This is a genomic window from Streptomyces sp. NPDC001980, from assembly GCF_040296885.1.
Taxonomy (GTDB): Bacteria; Actinomycetota; Actinomycetes; order Streptomycetales; family Streptomycetaceae; genus Streptomyces.
Map to the genome: position 1 here is coordinate 1 of NZ_JBEOYD010000059.1, position 25,080 is coordinate 25,080.

Genomic DNA, 25,080 nt, shown 5'->3' on the forward strand with positions numbered 1-25,080 from the left:
TCGTACCAGGAGCCGTACAGGGCCCGTTCACGCTCCACGAGCAACGGCAGCGGCTCCGAGGCGGTCACCAGCTCCCGCAGCGGATGCCGCGCCAGGACCTTCTCCACCTCGGGGGTGAGAGCGGCGGCCAGGCGCCAGGGGGCGGGCCGTTCCTCGTCGCGGAGGGCGGCGGCCGCGGTCACCAGGATTTCCCGTTTTTTTGCCTTCGGGACCCCGGCGGCGGCCCGTTCCAGGAGCCGGGCGCCCTCCTCCAGGACCAACTCGGTGTCGATGCCCGCGGGTATCTTGATCTTCGCGTGGTGGCGCCAGGTGGCGACCGGATCTCCCCATGCCTCGACCTGGTAGGTCCAGTGGCCCGGTTTCCCGTCGACGGTGACGGTGGCGCCCCAGCGGTCGGTGCCGGGGGCCAGCTCCCGCATCGGAGTCCAGGGGCCGGGGCGGCCCTTCGGGTCCTTCAGGACGACGTTGGCGGCGACGGCGTCATGGCCCTCGCGGAAGACGGTGGCGGTGACCTCGAACGACTCCCCGGTGACCGCCTTGGCGGGCCGGCGCCCCTGCTGGATCAGCGGACGGACGTCGAGGACGGGTATGCGGCCGACGGCGGTGGCCTCGTCCGCGAGGGGCGGCGCGCCGGGTGACGTGCGCCGGGTCGGAAGTGCTGACGGTTGGTGCGTGGCGGGCATGACCGCTCCTGTCCGCGGCAACGAGGGTGTGGGCGGATGGGTGGTGGGGAGGTGGGTCCTGCGGGGTGTACCTGGTGTTGTACCGCTGCCTGGTGTCAGTGCTGTGTCTGTGGGGTGTACCGGAGGAGCCTTCCCACCCTATTCGGGTGGGCAATCCGGCACTTTGTTAACTACTCAGCCGTATGTCTACGCACAAGACCGGCCCCGTTCACGGCGAACGGGGCCGATGGCGTGATCGCATACCAGAAACCGCTTTACGACTCCGGCACCCGCAGGAGCCTGTTCGGCGACCCGCGCCCCGCACCCGACACCTTCCCGCTCGCCGCCCCCGCAATCAGGGCCTTGGCGACCTGGGCCGGGGTGGCCTTGCGGTGCCCGGCGAGGTAGAGGGCGGCGGCGCCCGCGACGTGCGGTGCCGCCATCGACGTACCGGAGTAGGTCGCCCTGGCGGTGTCGCTCGCGTTCGCGTCCGAGGTGATCGCCACACCCGGGGCGAACAGGTCCACCGCGGAACCGTAGTTGGAGAAGCCCGCGCGGGTGTCGGTGCGGTCGGTGGCGCCGACGGTGAGGGCCTGCGGCACGTCGGCCGGTGAGGAGCGGGCGGCCGGGAGGCCGTCGTTGCCGGCGGCGACCGTGTAGGTGACCCCTGCCTTGATCGAGTTCCGTACGGCGGTGTCCAGTTGGGCGCTGTGGTAGCCGCCCAGGCTGAGGTTGGCGACCGCCGGTCTGCGGGCGTGCGCGGTGACCCAGTCGACACCGGCGATGACCTGGGCGGTGGTGCCCGCCCCGGTGTCGTCCAGGACCCGCACGGAGACCACCCGGGCCTTCTTGGCGACGCCGTACCTGGTGCCGGCGATGATGCCGGCGACATGGGTGCCGTGCCCGTTGCCGTCGCCGGCGGACCCGTCGTTCCCGACGAAGTCCCAGCCGTAGCTCGCGCGTCCGCCGAAGTCGGCGTGCGTGATGCGGACACCGGTGTCGATCACGTACACGGTGACGCCCGCGCCCGCCGACCCCGGCGAGGTGTACGACCTGTTCAGCGGGAGCCTTGCCTGGTCGACGCGGTCCAGGCCCCAGGACGGCGGGTTCCTCTGGATGTTCTTCCGCGTGTTCCGTTGGGTGTTCGTCCGGGTGCGCGTCAGCCGCACCCGGCTGTCCTGGACGACGGAGGCGACCCGCGAGTCCGCGGCGAGCCGCCTGGCCTGTGCAGCGCTTGCTTCGACGGCGTAGCCGTTCAGCACAGTGCCGTAAGTATGGCTTATTTTCGCCCCATACCGGGCGGCGACGTCCCCCCCGGCCGCCGACGCGCCCCTGATCCCCTCCTTGAGCGTCACCAGATAACTCCCGCCGACCGAACCGGCCCGGCCGGCGTCGACGATGGTCCCCTCCGGTACGGCGTGCGCGGGCAGGGTGGCCGTCGACAGCACCGCGGCCGTCACGACCGCGGTCAAGCCCCCCACCAGACGCAGCCGCCGGGTACACGTCCGTGCCATGGCTGCGAGTCCCCCTCCTCGGCTCAGGGGGGCAGGGTCTCGTACGGGGGCGAAGGCCGACAAGAAGGCATCTGGGGCCGAAGCGGGGGTCTGAGGGCGGCAGCCCCCAGCGGTACCCCCGACACCGGTACTGTCGGACAGACGCCGAGCCGCACAGGGTTGTACGGCTCCCCTTGCGAACTGCACGAGGTGGAATGTGAAGGCGATCCGTCGGTTCACCGTCCGTCCCGTTCTCCCCGAACCCCTCCGCCCCCTCAGCGACCTGGCCCGTAACCTGCGCTGGTCCTGGCACGCCGAGACCCGTGACCTCTTCCAGGCCGTCGACCCCGAGCGCTGGGCCGCCTCGGAGGGCGACCCGGTGCGGCTGCTCGGCAGTGTGCCGCCGGCGCGCCTCGCCGAGCTGGCCGGTGACCGTCGTTTCCTGCGCCGGCTGACCGCGGTCGCCGACGACCTGGGCGACTACGTGACCGGCGACCGCTGGTACCAGACCCGGCCGCCGTCGGCCGATCTCCCGGCCGCCGTCGCCTACTTCTCACCCGAGTTCGGCATCACGGCCGCCCTGCCCCAGTACTCCGGCGGACTCGGCATCCTGGCCGGCGACCATCTCAAGTCGGCCAGCGACCTCGGCGTGCCGCTGATCGGCGTCGGCCTGCTGTACCGGCACGGCTACTTCCGGCAGACCCTGTCCCGGGACGGCTGGCAGCAGGAGCACTATCCCGTCCTCGATCCCAACGAACTTCCCGTGGCCCTGCTGAAGGAGGCGGACGGCACCCCGGCGCACGTCTCCCTCGCGCTGCCCGGCGGCAGACTGCTGCGCGCCCGTATCTGGCTGGCCCAGGTCGGCAGGGTGCCGCTGCTGATGCTGGACTCGGACGTGGAGGAGAACGACGTCGGCGAACGCGGGGTCACCGACCGGCTCTACGGCGGCGGCAGCGAGCACCGGCTGCTCCAGGAGATGCTGCTCGGCATAGGGGGCGTGCGGGCCGTACGGACGTACTGCCGGCTGACCGGCCACCCCGAGCCGGAGGTGTTCCACACCAACGAGGGCCACGCCGGCTTCCTGGGCCTGGAGCGGATCGCCGAGCTGGTCGCCGACGGGCTGGACTTCGACGCGGCGCTGGAAGCGGTCCGGGCCGGTACCGTCTTCACCACCCACACCCCTGTCCCGGCCGGCATCGACCGCTTCGACCGGGAGCTGGTCGCCCACCACTTCGGGGCGGACGCCGAACTCCCCGGGATCGGGGTGGAGCACATCCTGCGGCTCGGCATGGAGACCTACCCGGGCGGCGAGCCCAACCTGTTCAACATGGCCGTGATGGGGCTGCGGCTCGCCCAGCGCGCCAACGGGGTCTCGCTGCTGCACGGCAACGTCAGCCGGGAGATGTTCTCCGGGCTGTGGCCGGGCTTCGACCCCGACGAGGTGCCGATCACCTCGGTGACGAACGGGGTGCACGCCCCGACCTGGGTGGCCCCGGAGGTGGTCCGGCTGGGCGCCCGGCAGCTCGGCGACCGCCGCACCGAGGAGGCGCTGACCGTCGGCGGCCCGGACCGCTGGGACGCCGTCGCCGAGGTCGCCGACCAGGAGATCTGGGAGCTGCGCCGCAGCCTGCGGGAGCAACTGGTGCTGGAGGTGCGGGAGCGGCTGCGGGCGTCCTGGCGGCAACGCGGCGCCGGTACCGCCGAGCTGGGATGGATCGACGGCGTCCTCGACCCCGACGTGCTCACCATCGGATTCGCGCGGCGCGTCCCCTCGTACAAACGTCTCACGCTCATGCTGCGCGACCGCGACCGGCTGATGGACCTCCTGACCCACCCCGAGCGGCCGATCCAGATCGTCGTGGCCGGAAAGGCGCACCCGGCCGACGACGGCGGCAAGCGGCTGGTGCAGGAACTGGTCCGCTTCACCGACGACCCGCGCGTCCGGCACCGGATCGTCTTCCTGCCCGACTACGGCATGGCGATGGCGCAGAAGCTCCTGCCCGGCTGTGACATCTGGCTCAACAACCCGCTGCGCCCCCTGGAGGCGTGCGGGACGAGCGGGATGAAGGCGGCGCTCAACGGCGGCCTCAACCTCTCCGTCCTGGACGGCTGGTGGGACGAGTGGTTCCAGCCGGACTTCGGCTGGGCGATCCCGACGGCGGACGGCGCAGGCACCGATCCCGACCGCCGGGACGACATCGAGGCCGCCGCGCTGTACGACCTGCTGGAGCAGCGGGTGACCCCGCGTTTCTACGAGCGCGGCCGCAGCGGCCTGCCGGACCGCTGGATCGAGATGGTGCGGCAGACCCTGACCCTGCTGGGACCGAAGGTGCTGGCGGGCCGCATGGTCCGGGAGTACGTGGAGCGCCTCTACACCCCGGCGGCCCACGCCCACCGGTCCATGACCCCGGACACGGCCCGTGAACTGTCCGCCTGGAAGGGGAGGGTGCGGGCGGCCTGGCACGGCGTCTCGGTGGACCACGTCGAGACGGCCACCGCCACGGCCACCGCCGAACTGGGCACGACGCTGGCCCTGCGGGTCCGCGTCCGCCTCGGCGACCTCGCCCCCGACGACGTGGAGGTCCAGGCCGTCTCCGGCCGGGTCGACCCGGAGGACCGCATCACGGACGCGGCCACGGTGCCGCTGAAGCCGATCTCCGGCCCCGACCTGGAGGGCCACTGGACCTATGAGGGCCCCCTCTCCCTGGACCGCACGGGCCCCTACGGCTACACGGTCCGCATCCTCCCCACCCACCGCCTGCTGGCCTCCGGCGCGGAGCTGGGGCTGGTGGTGGTGCCCGCGGAGGGGGCGGTCACGGGGGCCGGGGTGCTGCTGCGCTGACGGACTCGGTGCGGTTCGGGACCGGCCCCCGGACCGCACCCCCCTCAGACGCGGTCGCCCTCGTCCTCCTCGTAGATGAGCGGGCCGAGGTCCTTCAGCTCTTCGAGCAGCTCGGCACCGAGTTCCCGCGCCCAGGCGAGGCCGTCGCGCACCTGCATCCGCACGACGTCCGGAAGCTCCGGATCGGTGCCCGGGGTCTTTCTGAGCAGGTCACCGTAGGCGAGGAGCTCGCGGAACGCCATCCGGTCGCGGGCCTCCTCGTCCACTGCGGGAGCGACGTCGAGCATCGGCACGCTCATGTCCGCCGTGAGCCGCGGCAGCCACTTCGTCTTCCCTGTCCGTACCGTCCGGCGCCCCACCCGTAGCCGGATTCCGGTCAGCTGGCGCACCCGTGCCCGCCGGTGCCGCCGACGGGCGTCGCGCACCTGCCACAGCCTTGCCCGGGCGCGGCGCTCGGCGGCGAACCCGTTGGCCTCGGCGATCAGATCCCGCCAGCGCAGCGCCCCGGTCTTCTGGTCCCTGGTCTCGAACGCGTCCCAGGACACCCACGCGGCTTGCCGCAGCGTCGCCTCCAGGGCCGCGCCGAACTCCTCGGGCTGCCTCTGGGCCAGCTCACGGTAGAGCAGCAGCGCCCGGTGGACGGTGCGGCTCGCCTCGACGTGCCCGCCGATCTTGTTGTGCACCCCGGCCCTGGTCCGCAGCACTTGAGCCAGCAGCGGACGGTAGACGACGGGCTGGTCCTCCACCAGGTGCAGGATCACCCGCAGACATTCGTCGATCACTTTGGCGGCGCCCGAGTACCGGTTCAGCGCGGCCAGCTCCAAGGCCTGGTTGTGGAGCGACTCCATCAGGCTCGGCAGGTACTTGTCCGGGTGCACCTGGGCCAGCCGGCGCCGGATCAGCACGGCGTGGGTCGCCGTCTCCAGTGCCTTCTGGCCCGGCGAGCGGCGGTTGGCGAGGTTGTGGAGCGCCGCGGCGAGAAGGGCCAGATGGTGGCGGGTGGGGCGCTCGTGGACCAGCTGCTCCAAGATCTCCACGGCCTCCTCCCCGGCGACCAACGCCTCGTGCCGCAGGTCGCGGGCGGCCAGTACCACCGACAGGCTGCTGAGGGCCTGCGCCAGCCGTGCCCGGTGCGGCATCAGCTCGGCGTGGCCGTGCCCGTCCGGCTCGTCCGCCACCAGCCGCCGGTTGACCCTGACCGCCTCCGCACAATCCGTCAATGCCTGCCGGTAGCGTCCGAGTTCGGAGAGCGCCGCCCAGCGCACCCCCAGCGACTCGGCGAGAAGTGGCAGATAGCGGTCGGGGTGGGCGCGGGCCAGCCCCCGATAGAGCCGTACTGCCCGGCCGCCGGATTCCACGGCCTCTTCCCACCGGCGTACGGAACTCAGCCGAACCGTCAGATTGTGCTCGGCGCGCGCCCACTCCGCCCGCACGGCCGCCGGGGCCAGCGCCCCGCCCGAGAGATGAACACGCCGTCGGCGGACCCGGGCGAGCCGCCCGGCGATGTCCAGTGCCTGCTCGCCCAGCAGCCGACTGCGTTCGGGCACGGCCGCGTGCAGATGTTCCAGCAGGTCGAGGGGCAGATCCGGACGCTCGATCAGCAGTCGCAGCGCCTCCAGCAGAAAACCGGGGTTCTCCGAGCGCCCCGCCACCACGACCGCTGGGACGGCGAGCGCCTCGGGGTGAGCGACGATCAGTGCGCGGACCTGTGCGGCCAGCTCCCTGTGCGGGCAGGTTGGCTGGGCCGCCGCCCGGGCCAGGACGGTCAGTGCCCGTTCCGCCTCTCGATCGGCGAGTTCGGGCAGCACGGCGGCGAGCAGACCAGGATTCTCCCGGGCCCGCAGCGCCACCTGGTACTCACCGAGCAGGTCGGGCTCCAGCGATCCCCAGTACGCCCCCTCGGCCGACGGGTACAGCTCGTGCAGCCACTCCGCCGCCGCGCTCCGGCCGTCCGCGAGGCCGGGCAGAACGGCGAGCAGTTCGGCGGCCCGCTCCGGTGCAGCCACCCGGGTCAGTGTGGCCACCGCCACCGCGTCCCCCAGGGCGTCCTGGCAGACCCCCTCCAGCTTCGGCCAGGAGGCCGCGGTGCGCTGCCAGTACCGCCGTTCGTGGCCGAGGAGTTCCGCCTGGACGTCCGGCTCCCTGCCGTTGTCCCGGTGCGGGCGCGCGGTTCCGCCGGTGGCGACCTGGCGGTCGGCGGCCGTCAGCAGGTCCAGCAGGGCCCGCATCTGCAGGTGCAGCGCCGAGCCGTCGGTGAGCCGGCGCTGTGCCCCGCCCGAGGACACCGCGCGAACGACCGAGGCCCAGTCGACCCTGGCGTACTCCGGCAGGTCCTTCAGTGCGGGCAGCCGCCGGCCCAGCGCCCGCACTGCCTCCCGATACATCAGGGCGCGCTCGGCCGGCGTCGGCGCCAGGTCCGTCAGTTCCACAGTGCGGGCACCACTGAGCACTCCGGCGCTGCGCGGGGTCGCGCCCGGCAGCTGCTCCCACCATTCGCCCGCGCTCCGGGCGATGAGCACCATCCGCACGGGATGGTGGCCGCCGCGTGCCTGTAGCGTCTCCAGGACGTTACCGACCAGTTCGGGGCTGGTCTCGGCGTAGTCCATCACCAGCAGCATGCGCTGGTCGACCGCAGTCAGCGCCTGCAGACCCCGCACCAGCTCGGCGCGTTCGGAGCCCGACTCGCGCAGCTGCGCGGTCAGCCAGCCGTTGCCGGCCATGGTCACCGACAGCTCCCGGGCGAACCGTGACTTGCCCTGTCCGCCCCGACCCGTGATCAACCGGGTGGCGAGGCCGCCGCCGTCCGCGCACCAGTCCTGGAACTCGGTGAGGCTGTCGGTACGGCCGGTGAAGGGCACTGCCTCGGCCTGAGGGCGCAGCAGTTCCGACGGCAGGCGAGGGCTGCGGCTGGGCACCGCCGGCTCGCACAGGGCCTCCAGCTCCACGGCCTCGGCGATCGGCAGGTATCCCAGCTCCCGGCCCAGCAGTGCCCGCAGGTCCGGCTCGCGCAGCAACCGGTGGGCGGGTACTGCCTGGAGCTTTCCGTGCTGCCAGTGCGCGAGATCCACCACCACGACCCCGCACAGCAGCTGCCCGCTCCACAGGGCGGATCCGGACATCCCGCTCCATGGGGAGGTGCCGAGACCGGCCGGGGCCCGGTGGACAGCCAGTTCCCAGTGCCCGCCGAGCAACCCGTCGCCAGGGCTGACCGCACCGGCGACCTGGGCGGTCTCCAGGCCGTCGGGCCGTCGGGCACCCTGCACGCGGGCGAAGCCCAGCGCGTTGGCGTCCTGCCCAGCCCGCAGGGTCGCGAACTGGCCGAAGCGGACCGGCGCGTCGGCGACGTCCTGCGGCCAGTGCCGTGTCGCCACCCGCAGCAGGCAGGCGTCCAGACCCGCCGTACGGCCGTCCCAGGCCACCTCTGCGGGCAGCAGCCGGCCGGTGGTGAGGAGTTGTACCTGTACGTGCACCTGACCGGGGGCCATCGCCGCGCCCCGCGGTTGCAGGGCGTGGCCGGCCGTCAGCACCAGTCCGGGGGCGATGACACAGCCCGAGCTGAGGCGGGGGTGCTTGCCCTTGACGCTGGTGCGGACTGCGGCCAGTCGGCTTCTGTTCATGAGGTCAGAACGGGCCGGGCGGTGTGAACAGGGATTCCACCTCGCTCCCGGCATCCGAAGAGTCCGCGGAGATCTCCAGCGAGCGGCCGTCGGACGGTTTCGGGGTGAGGGTGAGCGACACCTTGTGGGTGCGGGTGCGGCCCGCCTTCGCCTCGGCGTCGGCCGAGACGACCCACGCCTTGAAACCAGCCTTCGCGCTCACGTCGCGGCGGATCTCGACCGCGAACTCCATGGTGATCGGGCCGACTTCGAAGCGCAGGTTCTCGCGCGCGGCGGCGGACGAGGCACTCAGCAGTTCGTCTCGCACCAGCTGTACGGCCGCGGCCAGTTCCAGCTCCTCGGGCATCTCGTCCCCCTCGTCCGGTGTTCCGGACGCCCCGTGCGCAAGGTGATCCGGAGTGTCCCGTGGTCAGGGGGCCAGAGTGCCAGAACGGCGGGCCGCAGGAGCCCCTTCAGAGCGAATCGGCCTCGTCCCCGCACAGATTGCGCAACACCTTGCCGCACCTCCGCGCATACGCGTGCTGCAGCCCTCGGGTCGCGGCGCCGCCCGCGCGGGCGTACCACTTGGCGGGTCTGCTGAAGGCCGCGACCGTGAGCCAGACCGTGCCGTCGCCGGTGCGGTCGACGACGAAGGCCTCTTCGCCGGATTCGGGGTGGCCGGTGAGGGTGCCGTAGGCCCAGCCGGCGCGGCGGGACTCCTCGGCCGTCCAGACGATGCGGCAGGGGGCCTTGATGAGGCCGGCCAGGGTGACGGTGACGTCGACGCCGGGGGCCGCGCGGTCGGCGGCGGCGTCGATTCCCACGCCGAGGGCGCGGTGGAGTTCCCAGGTGAGGACCGCCTCGGCGGCCCGGTGGAAGACTTCCCGGCCCTCGCCTATGCGCGTGCGCACGTGCAGGGGGTGGAAGCCCGGTGGGCAGGCGGCGAGGTTCTCGCGGGTGGCGCCGACCGCCTCGTACGTGAAGGACATGGGAGAGAGCGTAGGGCGGGCCCCCGGGACGCCTTCTCCCCGGGGGCCCACCTGCACTGCTGGGGGCGGGGTCAGCTGACGTTGACCGCCGTCCAGGCCGCCGCCACCGCGTTGTACTCGGTGGAGCCGGAGCCGTACAGCGCGGCCGCCGCGGACAGCGTGCCGGTGCGGGCCGACTTGTAGTTGGTGGTCGACGTGAAGTACGTCGTCAGCGCCTTGTACCAGATCTGGAGCGCCTTGGCCCGGCCGATGCCGGTGACCGTGGAGCCGTTGTAGGTGGGGGAGTTGTAGGACACTCCGTTGATCGTCTTCGCGCCGCTGCCCTCGGACAGCAGGTAGAAGAAGTGGTTGGCGACGCCGGACGAGTAGTGCACGTCGAGGTTGCCGACCGAGGAGGACCAGTAGTTGGCGGAGCCGCCGTCCTTGCTGGGCTGGTCCATGTAGCGCAGCGGGGTGCCGTCGCCGTTGATGTCGATCTTCTCGCCGATGAGGTAGTCACCGGGGTCGGAGGCGTTGTTGGCGTAGAACTCGACACCCGTGCCGAAGATGTCCGAGGTGGCCTCGTTGAGGCCGCCGGACTCGCCGCTGTAGTTGAGGCCGGCGGTGTTGGCGGTGACGCCGTGGCTCATCTCGTGGCCGGCCACGTCGAGCGAGGTCAGCGGGTGGGTGTTGCTGGAGCCGTCGCCGTAGGTCATGCAGAAGCAGCTGTCGTCCCAGAACGCGTTCACGTAGGAGCTGCCGTAGTGGACGCGGGAGTAGGCGCCGACGCCGTTGTTCTTGATGCCGCTGCGGCCGAAGGTGTTCTTGTAGAAGTCCCAGGTCTCCTGGGCGCCGTAGGCGGCGTCCGCGGCGGCGGTCTGGTCGGTGGTGGAGCTGGAGGCCGCGCCGGTGCCCCAGACGTTGTCCGCGTCGGTGAACAGCGTGCCGGTGCCGGACGTGCCGTGCTTGAGGTTGTACGTCTTGTGGCTGCCGCGCGTGGCGTCGGTCAGGCTGTACGTCGAGCCCGACAGAGTGGTGTCGAGGCTGACGGTGCCCGAGTACAGGGTCTTGCCGGTGCCCGTGGCGTTCTCGATGCCCTGGTACTCGAAGAGCTTCTTGCCGGTGGCGGCGTCGGTGATGACGTGCAGCTGGTTGGGGGTGCCGTCGTCCTGGAAGCCGCCGACGATCGTCTCGTAGGCGAGGACGGGCGTGCCCGAGCCGGCCCAGATCACCTTGCGGGCGCCGTCGGCGGCCGACTTGGTGGAGCCGAGGGTCTTGGCGACGCTCAGCGCCGACTTCTCCGCCTTGGCGGTGCTGATCTGCGGCTTGAGGGAGGCCACCTTGATGGTGGTCTTCGTCGCCTTGGTGACGCCCTCGGTCTTGCCGGCCTTGGAGGTGTGCACGACGAGGTCGCCGCCGAGGACGGGCAGGCCCGCGTAGGTGCGCTCGTAGCGCGTGTGGACCGTGCCGTCGACGTCCTTCACGACGTCCTTGACGACCAGCTTCTCCTTGGCGCCGAGGCCTATCTGCCGGCCCGTCTCGGCGACGTTCGCCTCCGCCTTCTGGATGAGGGCGGTGCGGGCGGAGTTGGAGAGCAGCGTGGGGGCGGCGGCCAGCGGCTTCTTGTCGACGGCCGAGGCGTTCGCGGTCATACCCGTGGTGAGGAGGGCGCCGGCGGCGACAGCGGTGGCGATGGCGAGCGTGGTGCGCTTGTGACGCGCGTAGAGGGGGCTCACTCAAGCTCCTTCAGGATGTGGGGAGTCCGGGCGGAGTGGGGTTACCGGCCCGGCTTTGGTGATGTGAAGTTGCTGTGCTGTGCGACGGGTGAAGGAAGAGTGACATCAAGGTCGCGTACATGTCAGGACCCTGAAGTGATGTTGGCCGAAAAGCAGGTGTTGGGTGAACGTTGCGGCCATGTAAAACGGGCGCCGCCCGCGGGGAATCTCCCCGCGGGCGGCGCCGGGTGCGCGTGACTGTTACCTGGGGTTACGGGAAGGTCAGCTTCCACCCGTTGATCGTGCCGACGTCCTGTGCGGCCTGGTCCTGGACCTTCAACTTCCAGGTGCCATTGGCCGATTCCGACGAGGCGTTCACCGTGTAGGTGTCCGTCACGTTGTCCGCTGAGTCGGAGGAGCTGAAGCTCTTCAGCCGGTACGACGTCCCGGACGGACCGACGAGGTCGACCACCAGGTCGCCGCGCCACGTGTGGCTGATATTCGGCGTTACCTGCAAGGTGCTCGGCGCGTTGCCGGTCCGGCCGGAGACGGTGATCGACGAGGTGACCGCCGGGCCGTTGTCCGGAATCGACACGGGTGTGGTGCTCTCGTACGACGTGCCCGTACCGCCGCCACCGCCCGACCGCGAGCCGACCGCCACGGCCGCCCAGGCGTCCTGCACCGCCTTGTACTCGGTGCTCGTGGTGCCGTACAGCTCACCCGCCGCCGCGAGGGTGCCGGTGCGGGCGGCCGCGTAGTTGGTGGTCGAGGTGAACTTGGTGGTGAGCGCCCGGTACCAGATCTGCAGCGCCTTGTCCCGGCCGATGCCGGTGACCGGAAGGCCGTCCTTCGTGGGCGAGTTGTAGCTGACGCCGTTGATGACCTTGGCGCCGCTGCCCTCGCTCAGCAGGTAGAAGAAGTGGTTCGCCACGCCGGACGAGTAGTGCACGTCGAGGCCGCCGACCGACGAGGACCAGTAGTCGGCCGAACCGCCGTCCTTGCTGGGCTTGTCCATGTAGCGCAGCGGGGTGCCGTCGCCGTTGATGTCGATCTTCTCGCCGATGAGGTAGTCGCCGACGTCGGACGAGTTGGCCGCGTAGAACTCCACGCCGGTGCCGAAGATGTCGGAGGTGGCCTCGTTGAGGCCGCCGGACTCGCCGCTGTAGTTGAGGCCGGCGGTGTTGGCGGTGACGCCGTGGCTCATCTCGTGGCCGGCCACGTCGAGGGCGGTCAGCGGGTCCGCGTTGCCGGAGCCGTCGCCGTACGTCATGCAGAAGCAGCCGTCGTCCCAGAACGCGTTCACGTACGAGTTGCCGTAGTGGACGCGGGAGTAGGCGCCGACGCCGTTGTTCTTGATGCCGCTGCGGCCGAAGGTGTTCTTGTAGAAGTCCCAGGTCTCGGCGGCCCCGTAGTGCGCGTCGGCACCCGCGGTGGCGGCGTTCGACGTGGTGCCGTTGCCCCAGGTGTTGCTCGACTGCGAGAACAGCGTGCCGGTGCCCGAGGTGCCGTGGTTCAGGTTGTACGTCTTGTGGCCGCCGCGGTCGCCGTCGGTCAGGTTGTACGTCGAGCCCGACTGGGTCGTCGACAGCGACACCGTACCGCTGTACTGGGTGTTGCCGGTGCCGGTGACGTTCTCGATGCCCTGGTACTCGAAGAGCTTCTTGCCGGTGGCGGCGTCGGTGATGACGTGCAGCTGGTTCGGCGTGCCGTCGTCCTGGAAGCCGCCGACGATCGTCTCGTAGGCCAGGACGGGGGTGCCGGAGCCGGCCCAGATGACCTTGCGGGCGCCGTCGGCGGCCGACTTGGTGGAGCCCAGCGTCCTGGCGGCGGCGAGGGCGGTCTTCTCGGCGCTCGCCGCGCTCTTGGCCGGGGTGAGGTCGGCGACCTTGAGCGTGGTGTTGTTCGCCTTGATGACGCGCTCGGTGGCGCCCGACTTGGCGGTGTCGACGACCAGGTCGCCGCCGAGCACCGGCAGGCCCGCGTAGGTGCGCTCGTAGCGGGTGTGCAGGGTGCCGTCGGCGTCCTTGACGATGTCCTTGACGACCAGCTTCTCCTGGGCGCCGAGGCCTATCGCCTTGGCGGTGGCGGCCCGTTCGCCGCTCGCGTCGCGGAGCAGCTCCGCGCGCTGCGACGGCGACAGCTTGACGGCCGCGTGGGCCGGGTTGACGCTGCCGAGCTGCGGGGCGGCCGGGGCGGCGCTGGCGGCGCCCGACTGGACGGCGGCGGCGATCAGGGCGCCGACCCCGGCGAGGGCGACGGCCGCGGTGCGGCGGTACGTGCTGTGGGGGGTGCGTCTGCGAGAGGAACTGCTTCTCAACACTGACTCCTTCTGCGTGGCCGCGGGTCACACGGCCAGGGGAGATCCGGACGGCGGGTGGGCCGGCCGGGCAGAACTGGGCGGAACGCGGAACCATGTGCGTGTGCAGTGCCGGACCCGACAGCGATGGTGGGGTGAAGCTGTGGGGTTGCTGTGAGTCGGCCGTGGGAAGAGTGGCAGCAGAAAACGCCACCTGTCAGGACCGCGTCAGAAACTTGGCCGGAAATCGTCCGTTGACCGGATGTTCATGTTCGGTATGCGGATTGTTGAGGGGGCGTCAAGGGTGTCACTGCGTCAACAGCGTCACTGCGTCAAGGGCATCAGGGCTGCAGCGGCTCAGGGCGCCCTGTCGCCGTGCCAGGTCGCCCACAGCGCCGCGTACGCCCCGCCCGCCGCCACCAGCTCCTCGTGCGTGCCGAGTTCGGTGAGGAGGCCGTCCTCCATCACGGCCACCCGGTCGGCGTCGTGGGCGGTGTGCAGCCGGTGCGCGATGGCGATGACCGTACGGCCTTCGAGCACGGCGGCCAGAGCGCGCTCGGTGTGCCGGGCGGTCGCCGGGTCCAGCAGCGCGGTCGCCTCGTCCAGGATCAGCGTGTGCGGGTCGGCCAGCACCACCCGGGCCAGCGCGAGTTGCTGGGCCCGGGAGCCGTCGGCGGCCGTGTCGCCCGCGCCGCCCGTGCCGAGCGGGGTGTCGAGGCCGTCGGGCAGGCCGCGCACCCAGTCGTCGGCGCCGACGGCGGTCAGCGCCGCCCACAAGTCCGGGTCGGTCGCGGCCGGTTCGGCGATCAGCAGGTTGTCCCGGACCGTGCCGAGGAAGACGTGATGCTCCTGGGTGACCAGGACGACCTGGCGCCGCAGCAGCTCCGGTTCCAGCCCGGCGATCGGCACCCCGCCCACGGTCGCCGTGCCCGACCCGGGCGCGTCGACGCCCGCCAGCAGCCGGCTCAGCGTCGTCTTCCCGGCACCGGACGGCCCCACCACCGCGAGCCGCTCCCCGGGCCGCACCGTGAGGTCCACCCCGCGCAGCACCTCGCCGCCGCGCTCGTAGGCGTACCGCACCCCGCGCACGTCGATCCGGTCGTCCGCCGGAGCCGGCGCGGCGCCGTCCGCCGCCGCCCGCGGGGCCTGCGCCAGCCCCTCCACCCGGGCGAACGAGGCACCGCTGGACTGGAGTTGCTCCATCCGCACCAGGATCTGGTCCAGCGGTTCGGTGAACTGCCGCAGATACAGCGCCGCCGACACCACCACACCGACGCCCGCATGCAGCAGCCCGCCGACCAGCAGCACCCCGGCCACCGGCACCGTGTACGACACCTCGACGGCCGGGAAGAACACGGTCCGCAGCCACAGGGTGTAGAACCGGGCCTTCCGGTTGGTCTCCAGAGCGTCCCGGCTCGCCGTGATCCGCCGCTCCTGGAGCCGGAACGCCTCCACCGTGCGGGCGCCCGTCACCGTCGCCGTGACGATCTCCGCGACCCCGGAGGTGGCCGCGCCCTCGGCGAGATAGCCGTCCCGGGCCCGGCGCAGGTACCAGCGCAGCGCGAACCAGACCGGGGTCAGCCCGAGCACCCCGAACGCGGCCAGCACCGGGTCGAGGACGAACACCGCGCCCATCACGAACAGCGCCTGCACCGTGGCCACCAGCAGCTCGGGACCGGCGTCCCGCAGGGTGGTGCCGACGGTGCTCACGTCGCCCGTGCCGCGCGCGGTCAGGTCGCCGGTGCCGGCCCGCTCCACGACCGACGCGGGCAGCGCGAGTGCCCGGTCCACGAACTCCTCGCGGACGCGGGCCAGCGTCCGCTCGCCGAAGCGGTGGCCGAGGTAGCGGGCGGAGCGGGCGAGCAGCAGCTCGGCGAGGGAGCAGAGCAGGATCCACCGGGCGAGGTGGTCCACGGCGCCGACCCCGCGGCCGGCCCGTACCTCGTCCACGATCCGGCCCACCAGCCAGGGGCCGGCGAGGCCGGCGCCGGCCGCCGCCGCGTTCAGCAGCAGCGCGGCGGCGAAGGGCCCGCGGTCCGCCCGCAGCAGGCGGAGGGTGGCCCGGCGTACGTCGGCGCGTCCGGCGACGGGAAGTTGACTGGTCGTCACCTTGCGAACTCCTCGTCCTCCGTGTCCCGGGCCACGAGGGCCCGGTATCCGGGTGCGTAGTCCAGCAGTCCCTCGTGCGTGCCGGTCGCGGCGACCTTGCCGTCGACCAGGAAGACCACCTCGTCGGCGTGGGCCAGCAGCAGCGGGGAGGTGGTGGTGAGAAGGGTGGTGCGGCCGGCGCGGGCGGTGCGGAGGCGCTCCGCCACGAGGGCCTCGGTGTGGGCGTCGAGGGCGGAGGTGGGTTCCACGGCGAGGAGGACCTCGGGGTCGGCCAGCAACGCCCGTACGAGGCGGATGCGTTGGCGTTGGCCGCCGGAGAGGTTGCGGGCCTGGGCGGTGAGTTCGGAGTCGAGGCCGTGGGGGAGGGCTTGGACGACGTCGTTGGCCGCGGCTGCGTGGAGGGCTCGGGCTGTTTGCGCGTCAGGGGGTGCGGCGGGAGGTGCGTCGGCGGGTGCGGGTGCGTGGGGGTTGCTCGCGCAGTTCCCCGCGCCCCTGGGGCGCGTTTCGCCTGCGTCTATTGCATTGCGCAGGGAGCCTGCGAACAGATCGGCCTCGTTGTCGGCCACCAGGATGCGGGTGCGTACCTCCCGGAGCGGTACGGCGTCCAGTCGTACCCCTCCCCATGTCACGTCCGACCGGCTGTAGCGGCCCAGGCGGTCCACCACCGCTCCCGCCTCCGTCGGGCGGGCGCTCACCAGGGCCGTCAGGCGGCCGGGGCGGACCCGTACGCCCGATTCGGGGTCGTGCAGGACGGCCGGCTCGGTCGGGGGCTGCTGGGTGCCCTCGTCCGGTTGCGGCTCATGGCGGAGCAGGCGGACGACCCTGCGGGCGGCCACCACGCCGCGGCTGAGCTGGTAGCCCATGTCGAGGAAGAACGCGACCGGGCCCACCAGGACCGCTACATAGCCGTACACCGACACCAGCTGGCCCACCGTGATGTCGCCGCGGGCGGCCATCCGGGCGGCGATCCAGGTCACCACCGCAAGGAACACCGTCGGCAGGCCCATGCCCAGCGCCTGGACCCAGCTGGCGACCGCGCCCACCCGGTAGCCCTGGGCGCGCAGGTGCTGGGAGTCGCGGCGGAAGGCGTCCGCGAACAGGCCCTTGCCGCCGAGGCCGTTGAGGACGCGCAGGCCGCCCGCGAGGTCGCCGATGCGGGCCGTGAGGACGCGCTGGCGCTCCCGGTACTCGGTCTCCCTGCCCTGCAGCCGCCGGGCCAGCGGGCCCGCGAGCAGGGCCACCACCGGCACTCCGAGCAGCACCACGCCGGTCAGCAGGGGCGAGATCGTCAGCAGGAGACCGGCCACCACCGCGTACACGACGACCGCGCCCACCCCGGGGCCGACGACGGTCAGCGCCTGGGCGATGGTGTGCACGTCGCCGACGCCGATGGTCACGACCTCCCCGGCGTCGGACCGGCGCGACAGCTCGGCGCCGAGCCGCACCGTCTGCCCGACGAGCACCTTGATCGTGCGGAAGTAGGCGTCCATCCGCACCCGGGTCATCGTGCGGTGGCGCATGATGCTGATCCAGGCGTTGACCGCCCCGAGGACGAAGATCGCCGCCGTCCACCCGGCCAGCACCCCCATCCGGCCCGGCACCAGGCCGTCGTCCACGGCCCGGGACATCATGTACGGCGTCGCGGCCATCAGCGTCAGCCAGGTGCTGGCCAGCAGCGCCCCGGCGAGCGAGCGGCCCTGCTGGCAGGCCACCAGCCACCACAGATAGGACCACCCGCCGCGCGTGTCGGGCGTGCCCGGATCCTCGTACGCGTCGATCACCCTGCGACCCCCGTTTTCCCGCCGTCTCCCGGCTAGGCCAGACTGTCCCGCCACGCCCGGTGCAGATCCGCGAACCGGCCCGTGCCGGCGATGAGTTCGGCCGGGCGGCCGTCCTCGACGATGCGGCCGTGCTCCATCACCAGCACCCGGTCGGCGATCTCCACGGTGGAGAGCCGGTGCGCGATCACCACCGCCGTACGGCCCTTGAGGACGGTCGACATCGCGCGCTGCACGGCCCGTTCGCCGGGGATGTCCAGGGAGCTGGTCGCCTCGTCGAGGATCAGCACCGCCGGGTCGGCGAGCAGGGCGCGTGCGAACGCGACCAGTTGGCGCTGCCCCGCCGAGATGCGGCCGCCGCGCTTGCGGACGTCCGTGTCGTACCCGTCGGGAAGCGCGGCGATGAACTCGTGGGCGCCGATCGCCTTGGCGGCCTGCTCGATCTCCTCGCGGCTGGCGTCCGGGCGGCCGATGGCGATGTTCTCGGCGACCGTGCCGGAGAACAGGAACGCCTCCTGGGTGACCATCACCACCCCGCGGCGGAGTTCGGGCACGGTCAGTTCGCGCAGGTCCACGCCGTCCAGGAGGACCCGCCCTTCGGAGGGGTCGTAGAAGCGGGCGAGGAGCTTGGCGAGCGTCGACTTGCCGGCGCCGGTGGAGCCGACGACCGCAACCGTCTGCCCGGCCGGGAGGGCGAGGTCGAAGACGGGCAGCACCTCGCCGCCGGTGCGGTAGGCGAAGCGGACACCGTCGAAGACGACCTCGCGGCCGGGGAGTTCGGTCGCCGGCGGGGGCAGTTCCTTCGGGACCGAGGGCTCCGGGACGGACGGGGTCTGGGCCAGCAGGCCCGCGATCTTCTCCAGGGAGGCCGCGGCCGACTGGTAGGAGTTGAGAAACATGCCGAGGCGGTCGATCGGGTCGTACAGCCGCCGCAGGTAGAGGACGGCCGCGGCCAGGACGCCCAGCTCCAGCGAGCCGGACGCCACCCGGTAGGCGCCCCACAGCACGATCACCGCGACGGAGGTGTTGGCGACCAGCCGGGAGCCGACCACGTACCGCGCCATTTCGAGGAGCGCGTCACCGTTGGTCCGCTCGTGGCGGCGGTTCAGTACGGCGAACTCGGCGTCGTTGGCGGCCTCCCGGCGGAACGCGCGCACCGGGCGGATGCCGTTCATCGTCTCCACGAACTTCACGATCACCGCGGCGATCGCCGTGGACCGCGCCTTGTACACCCGTACCGCGCGCCGCTGGTACAGCCGGACCAGCAGGTACAGCGGCACGAAGCTGGCCACCGCGACCGCGCCGAGGCCCAGGTCCAGCCAGAGCAGCATCGCCGAGATGTAGAGGAAGGAGAGGATGACCGTGACCAGCTCCTGGAGGCCCTCGGCCAGCAGCTCGCGCAGCGACTCGACGTCCGTGGTGGAGCGGGAGATGAGCCGGCCGGACGTGTAGCGCTCGTGGAAGTCGAGGCTCAGGGCCTGCGCGTGGCGGAAGATGCGGCCGCGCAGGTCGAGGAGGACGTCCTGGTTGACGCGGGCGGAGGCCTTGACGAAGGCGTACTGGAGGCCGCCGGAGAGCAGGGCGCTCAGGCCGTAACCGGCCGCGACCGCGAACAGCGGGCCGTGGTCGTGGCGGCGGAACGCCGGGACGGCCGTGTCGATGGCGTACGCCACCAGCAGCGGGCCCGCCTGGACCGCCGCCTGCTGGAGCAGCAGGAGGAGCGTGGTGACGGCGACCCGCGCCTTCAGCGGGGCGAGGAGCGAGCGCAGCAGGGTGGCCGTGGCGCCGGGCGGGGTGGGCAGGACGTCCCGGTCGAAGGGGTCGCCGCCGGCGCTGTCGGCCGTCTGCGGGTGCGGGCGTTCCTCGTCCTCGTCGGGGGCGGGGAGGGAGGTGGCTGCGGTCATCGGCGGTGATCCTCCCCGGACATCAGGTGGGCGTACTCGGCGTTGGTGCGCAGCAGTTCGTGGTGGGTGCCGACGGCGGTGACCCGGCCGCCGGAGAGCAGGGCGACGCGGTCGGCGAGCAGGACCGTGGAGGGGCGGTGGGCGACGATCAGCGCGGTGGTGTCGGCGAGTACGTCGCGCAGGGCGGCCTCCACGGCGGCCTCCGTGTGCACGTCCAGGGCGGAGAGCGGGTCGTCGAGGACGAGGAAGCGGGGGCGGCCGACGACCGCCCGCGCGAGCGCGAGGCGCTGCCGCTGGCCGCCGGAGAGGCTGAGGCCCTGCTCGCCGACCTGGGTCGAGGTGCCCTGGGGGAGGGCGTGCGCGAAGTCGGCCTGCGCGACGGCCAGGGCCCGCGCCAGCTCGGGTTCGCCGGCGCCGTCCTCGGCTCCCATGAGCACGTTCTCGCCGACGGAGGCGGAGAAGAGGGTGGGTTCCTCGAAGGCGACGGCCACGAGGGAGCGGAGTTCCTCGCGGGGCATGGCGGTGATGTCCCGGCCGTCGAGGGTGATCCGCCCCGAGGTGGCCTCGTGCAGGCGGGGGACGAGCGCGGTGAGGGTGGTCTTGCCGCTGCCGGTGGCGCCGACGAGGGCCATGGACTCGCCGGGGCGGATGTGGAGGTCGATGCGGGTGAGGGTGGGGGCGGAATCGGGGGCGGCGTCGGGGTAGCGGAACTGCACGTTCTCGAAGCGGATGCCGTCGGGTTCGGGAGCGGAGGGTTGGGGGCCGGGGCCGGGGCCGGGGCCGGGGTCGGGTGCGGGGCGGTGGGGGCTTGTCGCGCCCGCGCGGCGGAGCCGCATATTGTCTCGCCCCGCGCCCCTTACGGGGCGCCTCAGTGCAGCGCCCTGACGGGGCGCGGGGAATTGCGCGCTCAGCCCCCACGCACCCGCAGCCGACGACGAATCGGCGTCCTCCGGGACCGCGTCCCGCACCTCGAAATACCGCTCCGTCGCCGTCGCCGCCTCCTGGCTCATCGCCAGCAGGAAGCCGATCGACTCCACCGGCCACCTCAGCGCCAGCGCCGTCGACAGGAACGCCACCAGCGTCCCCGCGCTCAGCTCGCCCTCCGCGACCTGGATCGAGCCCCACAACAGCGCCGCCCCGATCGCCACCTCCGGCAGCGTCACGATGACGCCCCAGATCATCGCCAGCATCCGCGCCTTGCGCAGTTCCGTGCCGCGCAGGGTCCGTACCAGTTCGCGGAACGCGTGCGCCTGGCTGCGGTGGCGGCCGAAGCCCTTGATGATGCGGATGCCGAGCACGCTCTCCTCGACCACCGTCGTCAGGTCGCCGACCTGGTCCTGGGCGAGCCGGGCCACCTCCGCGTACTGCTTCTCGAAGATCACGCACGTCCAGATCACCGGGATCGTGGGGCCGAGGATGACCAGGCCCAGCGTCCAGTCCTGGGCCAGCATGATCAGCACGCCGACGAGGATCGTCACCCCGTTGACCAGGAGGAAGGTCAGCGGGAAGGCGAGGAACATGCGGAGCAGCATCAGGTCGGTGGTGGCCCGGGAGAGCAGCTGGCCGGAGGCCCAGCGGTCGTGGAAGGCGACCGGCAGACGCTGGAGATGGCCGTACAGGTCCGCCCGCATCCCCGCCTCGACCTGGGAGAGGGGCCGGGCGACCAGCCAGCGGCGCAGGCCGAAGAGCAGTGCTTCCGCGATGCCGAGCAGCAGCAGGTACAGCGCGCCGAGCCACACCCCGGCCGGGTCGCGGTCGGCCACCGGGCCGTCCACCATCCATTTGAGGACGAGGGGGATCACGAGCCCCGTACAGGAGGCGACCACCGCGACGAACGCGGCGATGGACAGCCGCACCCGCACCGGCCGTACGTACGGCCACAGACGCAGCAGGGTGCGGACGGCGGACCGGTCCTTGGTGGTTGCACGTGTCGGAGGCATCACGGGTGAGCCTACGGATCGGCACTGACAACGCCCACCGAGTTTTGGCCGGACCGGAATCGGCCGTTGGTCCTACGACCTGGGCGTTCGAGGAGTCGTACAGGTGGATCCGCGGCATCAGCCGATCGGTTGATGGCGGTTCCAGCGGGGCGGCCGATGTGGCGGACCGGGGGCGGACGGGACCCTCTGAGCATGCCAACCGTCATCGAAATGACAGACCTGCGGAAGTCGTACGGCGGCCGGGCCGTCGTGGACGGGGTGAGTCTCGCCGTCGAGGAGGGCGAGATCTTCGGGATCCTCGGGCCGAACGGGGCCGGCAAGACCACCACCGTGGAGTGCGTCGAGGGGCTGCGGGTGCCCGACGCGGGGCGGGTCCGGGTCACCGGGCTCGATCCCGTCGCCGACCACGAGCAGGTCGCCCGCGTCCTCGGCGCCCAGCTCCAGCAGAGCGAGCTGCAGCCCAAGCTCACCGTCCGCGAGGCCCTTGAGCTGTACGCCTCCTTCTATCCGACGCCGCTCGACTGGGCGCCGCTCGCCGAGCGCCTCGGGCTCGCCGACAAGCTCGCCACCCGGTTCGGCAAGCTGTCGGGCGGCCAGAAGCAACGCCTGTTCATCGCACTGGCGTTGATCGGGAACCCGCGGGTCGTCGTCCTCGACGAGCTGACCACCGGGCTGGATCCGCGGGCCCGGCGGGACACCTGGGAGCTGATCGAGGACGTCCGGGACCGCGGGGTCACCGTCCTCCTCGTCACCCACCTCATGGAGGAGGCGCAGCGGCTCTGCGACCGGATCGCGGTGATCGACAAGGGGCGGGTGGCCGCCCTGGACACCCCGGCCGGGCTGATCCGCCGCAGCGCCGGCGCCACCGTCATCAGCTTCACCCCGTCCGCACCCCTGGACGACCACGACCTCGCCGCCCTCCCGGCCCTCGCCTCGATCGAGCGCAAGGACGGCCGGATCACGCTCTCCGGCACCGACGAGACCGTCAACGCCGTCATCACCCTGCTCGCCCGGCACCGCATCACCGCCCACCAGCTCCGGGTCGTGGACGCCACCCTCGACGACGCGTTCCTCGACCTGACGAAGGAGGAAGCAGCATGAACACCGCCGTCCTGCGCACCGAGTTCCGGCTGTTCGGCCGCGAACCCGGCGCCGTCTTCTGGGTCTTCCTGTTCCCGACGCTGCTGCTGGTGATCCTCGGTTCGATCCCGTCGTTCCGGGAGGCCGACACGTCCCTGGGCGGGCTGCGCCCGGTCGACGCGTACGTCCCCATCGCCGTACTGATCGCCCTGATCATGTCCGGCGTGCAGACCCTGCCCCAGGCACTCACCGGCCACCGGGAGCGGGGCATCCTGCGCCGGATGCGGCTCACCCCCGTACGGCCCTCCGCGCTGCTGTCCGCGCAGATGGTGGTGCAGGGCACGGTCGCGCTGGGCTCGGCGCTGCTGGCGCTCCTCGTCGGCCGGCTCGCCTTCGACGTACGGCTGCCGAAGCAGCCCGGCGGATACCTGCTGGCCCTGCTGCTCGCGGCCGCGGCCGCCCTCGCCCTCGGCTCCGTCGTCTCGGCGCTGTCCCGCACCACGAAGATCGCGGGCGCGATCGGCTCGGCGGTGTTCTTCCCGATGATGTTCTGCGCGGGCGTGTGGATCCCGGTCCAGAAGATGCCCCACGCCATGGCCCGGGTGGTGCAGTTGACCCCGTTCGGGGCGGCGGCCCGCGCCCTGGACCAGGCCGCCGCCGGTCACTGGCCCGGCTGGGAGCACCTGGGCGTGCTCGCCCTGTGGACGGTCCTGCTGACGGCGGGTGCCGCCCGCTGGTTCCGCTGGGAGTAGGAGGCGGGCCGCCGTGCAGACTGGGGATATGACCGCGGAGGACGACCGGCTCGACCGGCGCTGGGAGCAACTGCACACCTGGGGGCCGTACGGGTTCCTCGGCGTCAGCATCGTCCTCGGGGTCGCCTCCGCCGATCCCCACACTCCCCAGGCGAAGTGGCTGACCGCCTGGTCCCTGGTCGGTGCCGCGGTCGCGCTCCAACTGTGGTGGCACGGCAGGCGGTCCCGTCGCCCCGACCGCGGCCGTACGCCCTCCCCGGCGGGGAGCGCGTACTACGTCGTCCGCTGGGCCCTCGCCTTCGTCCTCACCTGGCTCAGCCCGTTCTTCGCGTTCTACGCGGCCACCGGCTACATGGACGCCGACGAGCTGCTGCCGCGCCGCTGGCGGCGGCTCGGGCTGCTGGCGAGCGCCGTCACCGTGGCCGGTGCGCAGACGGGCGGGATGCCGCTGCGCAGCGTGCTTCAGTGGCTCCTCTTCGCCGTGCTGCTGTTCGCCAACTCCGCTCTCCAGGTGGGGATCGCCCACCTCGCCGAGCAGGAGAAACAGCGCTCCCTCGAACGCACCGAGACCATCTTGGCCCTGCGCCAGGCCCTCGACGAGAACGCGGCCCTGCACGCCCAACTCCTCCTCCAGGCCCGGGAGGCCGGCGTCGCCGACGAGCGCCGCCGCCTTGCCGCCGAGATCCACGACACCATCGCCCAGGGGCTGGCCGGGATCATCGCCCAGCTCCAGGTCGTCAGCAACACCCCCGATCCGGTATTGGCCGAGGAGCACGTGGGCCGCGCCCTCGCGCTGGCCCGGCACAGTCTGGGCGAGGCCCGCCGTTCCGTGCACAACCTGGCCCCGGTCGCCCTGGAGCACGACGGGCTGCCCGAGGCGCTGCAGAAGACGGTCGCCGAGTGGAGCGAACGCACCGGGATACGCGCCGGGTTCACCGTCACCGGCACCGCCGAGCAACTGCACGAGGAGGTCGCGGCCACCCTCCTGCGCATCGTCCAGGAGGCCCTCTCCAACACCGCCCGGCACGCGCACGCCTCCCGGGTCGGCGTCACCCTCTCCTACCTGGGCGACTTCCCCGGCGGCGAGGTCATCCTCGACATCCGCGACGACGGCACCGGCTTCGACCTGCTCGCCGTGCCCGCCCGCACCCGGGCCGGCGGCTTCGGCCTGGACGGCATGCGCGCCCGCGCCGAACGCATCGCGGGCTCCCTGACCGTGGAGTCCGAACCCGGGCTCGGCACGGCCCTGTCGGCACGCGTACCGTTGGTTCGCGATGACCGCTGAGACTCCGATTTCCCTGCTGATCGTGGACGACCACCCGGTGGTCCGCGACGGCCTGCGCGGCATGTTCGAGTCCGCCCCCGGCTTCACGGTCCTCGGCGAGGCGCCGGACGGCGCCGAGGCCGTCACGCTCGCCGCCACCCTGGACCCCGACGTGATCCTCATGGACCTCCGCATGCCGGGCGGCGGCGGAGTCGACGCCATCCGCGAACTCACCCGGCGCGGCGCCCGCGCCCAGGTCCTCGTCCTCACCACCTACGACACCGACTCCGACACCCTCCCCGCGATCGAGGCGGGCGCGACCGGCTACCTGCTCAAGGACGCCCCGCGCGAGGAGCTCTTCACCGCCGTCCGCGCCGCCGCCCAGGGCCGTACCGTCCTCTCCCCGGCCGTCGCCTCCCGCCTGGTCTCCGCCGTCCGCGCCCCCGGCGCCCCCGGCAACGAACCGCTCTCCGCCCGCGAACGCGAGGTGCTGGCCCTGGTCGCCAAGGGCACCTCGAACCGCGAGATCGCCCGCGAACTCTTCATCAGCGAGGCCACGGTGAAGACCCATCTCACCCACCTCTACGCCAAGCTGGGCGTCAACGACCGCGCGGCGGCGGTCGCGACGGGGTACCAGCGGGGGATTCTGGGGTAGCGCGGTGCTTCTCGGGCGTTCGTACA

At 72.3% G+C, this 25,080-nt stretch carries 16 protein-coding genes; 5 read left to right on the plus strand and 11 right to left on the minus strand.

Annotation, left to right across the window (positions count from 1 at the left end; all coding sequences use genetic code 11):
* Both ABT137_RS46185 and ABT137_RS46190 read right to left on the minus strand, forming a co-directional pair.
* The coding region (locus ABT137_RS46185; RefSeq protein WP_351718983.1) for a maltotransferase domain-containing protein at nucleotides 1-683 on the minus strand (683 nt) is incomplete at its 3' end.
* A gap of 254 nt (nucleotides 684-937) precedes the next feature.
* Nucleotides 938-2,176 (minus strand): S8 family peptidase, encoded by a 1,239-nt coding sequence (locus tag ABT137_RS46190; RefSeq protein ID WP_351718986.1) that lies wholly within the window; start codon nucleotides 2,174-2,176, stop codon nucleotides 938-940.
* A gap of 196 nt (nucleotides 2,177-2,372) precedes the next feature.
* Between ABT137_RS46190 and ABT137_RS46195 the strand changes: the two genes are divergently transcribed.
* On the plus strand, nucleotides 2,373-4,997 hold the full coding sequence (locus ABT137_RS46195; protein WP_351718988.1) for a glycosyltransferase family 1 protein: 2,625 nt from the start codon (nucleotides 2,373-2,375) through the stop codon (nucleotides 4,995-4,997).
* 44 nt (nucleotides 4,998-5,041) lie between these two features.
* Here ABT137_RS46195 and ABT137_RS46200 read toward each other — a convergent pair whose 3' ends face one another.
* The 9 genes from ABT137_RS46200 to ABT137_RS46240 all read right to left on the minus strand — a co-directional run bounded on the left by ABT137_RS46200 (nucleotide 5,042) and on the right by ABT137_RS46240 (nucleotide 21,303).
* Nucleotides 5,042-8,614 (minus strand): trypsin-like peptidase domain-containing protein, encoded by a 3,573-nt coding sequence (locus ABT137_RS46200; RefSeq protein ID WP_351718990.1) that lies wholly within the window; start codon nucleotides 8,612-8,614, stop codon nucleotides 5,042-5,044.
* Between the two features lie 4 nt (nucleotides 8,615-8,618).
* Entirely contained in the window at nucleotides 8,619-8,960 is a 342-nt protein-coding gene (locus ABT137_RS46205) for a trypco2 family protein (RefSeq protein WP_351718993.1), read from the minus strand.
* 106 nt (nucleotides 8,961-9,066) lie between these two features.
* On the minus strand, nucleotides 9,067-9,582 hold the full coding sequence (locus ABT137_RS46210; protein ID WP_351718995.1) for a DUF1990 domain-containing protein: 516 nt from the start codon (nucleotides 9,580-9,582) through the stop codon (nucleotides 9,067-9,069).
* A 71-nt stretch (nucleotides 9,583-9,653) separates the two neighbouring features.
* Nucleotides 9,654-11,297, minus strand: a complete 1,644-nt coding sequence (locus ABT137_RS46215; protein ID WP_351718996.1) for a M4 family metallopeptidase — start codon at nucleotides 11,295-11,297, stop codon at nucleotides 9,654-9,656.
* Nucleotides 11,298-11,547: 250 nt separating this feature from the next.
* Entirely contained in the window at nucleotides 11,548-13,593 is a 2,046-nt protein-coding gene (locus tag ABT137_RS46220; protein WP_351718999.1) for a M4 family metallopeptidase, read from the minus strand.
* A gap of 336 nt (nucleotides 13,594-13,929) precedes the next feature.
* Nucleotides 13,930-15,681, minus strand: a complete 1,752-nt coding sequence (locus ABT137_RS46225) for an ABC transporter ATP-binding protein (RefSeq protein WP_351719001.1) — start codon at nucleotides 15,679-15,681, stop codon at nucleotides 13,930-13,932.
* Nucleotides 15,678-17,462 carry an ABC transporter transmembrane domain-containing protein gene (locus tag ABT137_RS46230; protein ID WP_351719003.1) on the minus strand — a complete coding sequence of 595 codons (1,785 nt, stop codon included), beginning with the start codon at nucleotides 17,460-17,462 and terminating at the stop codon, nucleotides 15,678-15,680. Before ABT137_RS46230 ends, ABT137_RS46225 begins: the two co-directional genes overlap by 4 nt.
* 32 nt (nucleotides 17,463-17,494) lie before the next feature.
* Nucleotides 17,495-19,363, minus strand: coding sequence for an ABC transporter ATP-binding protein (locus ABT137_RS46235; RefSeq protein ID WP_351719005.1), 1,869 nt, complete (start codon nucleotides 19,361-19,363; stop codon nucleotides 17,495-17,497).
* Entirely contained in the window at nucleotides 19,360-21,303 is a 1,944-nt protein-coding gene (locus ABT137_RS46240; protein ID WP_351719007.1) for an ABC transporter ATP-binding protein, read from the minus strand. The genes ABT137_RS46235 and ABT137_RS46240 overlap by 4 nt, the downstream gene beginning before the upstream one ends.
* Nucleotides 21,304-21,495: 192 nt before the next feature.
* On the opposite strand from ABT137_RS46240, the gene ABT137_RS46245 reads away from it, so the two are divergent.
* From ABT137_RS46245 to ABT137_RS46260, 4 genes are read left to right on the plus strand one after another with little or no spacing between them, the layout of a single operon-like run.
* Nucleotides 21,496-22,404 (plus strand): ABC transporter ATP-binding protein, encoded by a 909-nt coding sequence (locus ABT137_RS46245; RefSeq protein WP_351719010.1) that lies wholly within the window; start codon nucleotides 21,496-21,498, stop codon nucleotides 22,402-22,404.
* The gene (locus tag ABT137_RS46250) at nucleotides 22,401-23,135 is read left to right on the plus strand and encodes an ABC transporter permease (protein ID WP_351719012.1); all 735 of its coding nucleotides are present in this window, start codon (nucleotides 22,401-22,403) and stop codon (nucleotides 23,133-23,135) included. The genes ABT137_RS46245 and ABT137_RS46250 overlap by 4 nt, the downstream gene beginning before the upstream one ends.
* 28 nt (nucleotides 23,136-23,163) lie before the next feature.
* The gene (locus tag ABT137_RS46255) at nucleotides 23,164-24,420 is read left to right on the plus strand and encodes a sensor histidine kinase (protein WP_351719013.1); all 1,257 of its coding nucleotides are present in this window, start codon (nucleotides 23,164-23,166) and stop codon (nucleotides 24,418-24,420) included.
* Entirely contained in the window at nucleotides 24,410-25,054 is a 645-nt protein-coding gene (locus ABT137_RS46260) for a response regulator (RefSeq protein ID WP_351719015.1), read from the plus strand. The genes ABT137_RS46255 and ABT137_RS46260 overlap by 11 nt, the downstream gene beginning before the upstream one ends.
* Nucleotides 25,055-25,080 lie beyond the last annotated feature (26 nt).

What these genes read in the sequence shown, in the direction of transcription:
- ABT137_RS46190 (WP_351718986.1), bottom strand. Translation starts at nt 2,176, where the DNA reads ATGGCACGGACGTGTACCCGGCGGCTGCGTCTGGTGGGGGGCTTGACC.
- ABT137_RS46200 (WP_351718990.1), bottom strand. Translation starts at nt 8,614, where the DNA reads ATGAACAGAAGCCGACTGGCCGCAGTCCGCACCAGCGTCAAGGGCAAG.
- ABT137_RS46205 (WP_351718993.1), bottom strand. Translation starts at nt 8,960, where the DNA reads ATGCCCGAGGAGCTGGAACTGGCCGCGGCCGTACAGCTGGTGCGAGAC.
- ABT137_RS46210 (WP_351718995.1), bottom strand. Translation starts at nt 9,582, where the DNA reads ATGTCCTTCACGTACGAGGCGGTCGGCGCCACCCGCGAGAACCTCGCC.
- ABT137_RS46235 (WP_351719005.1), bottom strand. Translation starts at nt 19,363, where the DNA reads ATGACCGCAGCCACCTCCCTCCCCGCCCCCGACGAGGACGAGGAACGC.
- ABT137_RS46240 (WP_351719007.1), bottom strand. Translation starts at nt 21,303, where the DNA reads ATGCCTCCGACACGTGCAACCACCAAGGACCGGTCCGCCGTCCGCACC.
- ABT137_RS46245 (WP_351719010.1), top strand. Translation starts at nt 21,496, where the DNA reads ATGCCAACCGTCATCGAAATGACAGACCTGCGGAAGTCGTACGGCGGC.
- ABT137_RS46250 (WP_351719012.1), top strand. Translation starts at nt 22,401, where the DNA reads ATGAACACCGCCGTCCTGCGCACCGAGTTCCGGCTGTTCGGCCGCGAA.
- ABT137_RS46255 (WP_351719013.1), top strand. Translation starts at nt 23,164, where the DNA reads ATGACCGCGGAGGACGACCGGCTCGACCGGCGCTGGGAGCAACTGCAC.
- ABT137_RS46260 (WP_351719015.1), top strand. Translation starts at nt 24,410, where the DNA reads ATGACCGCTGAGACTCCGATTTCCCTGCTGATCGTGGACGACCACCCG.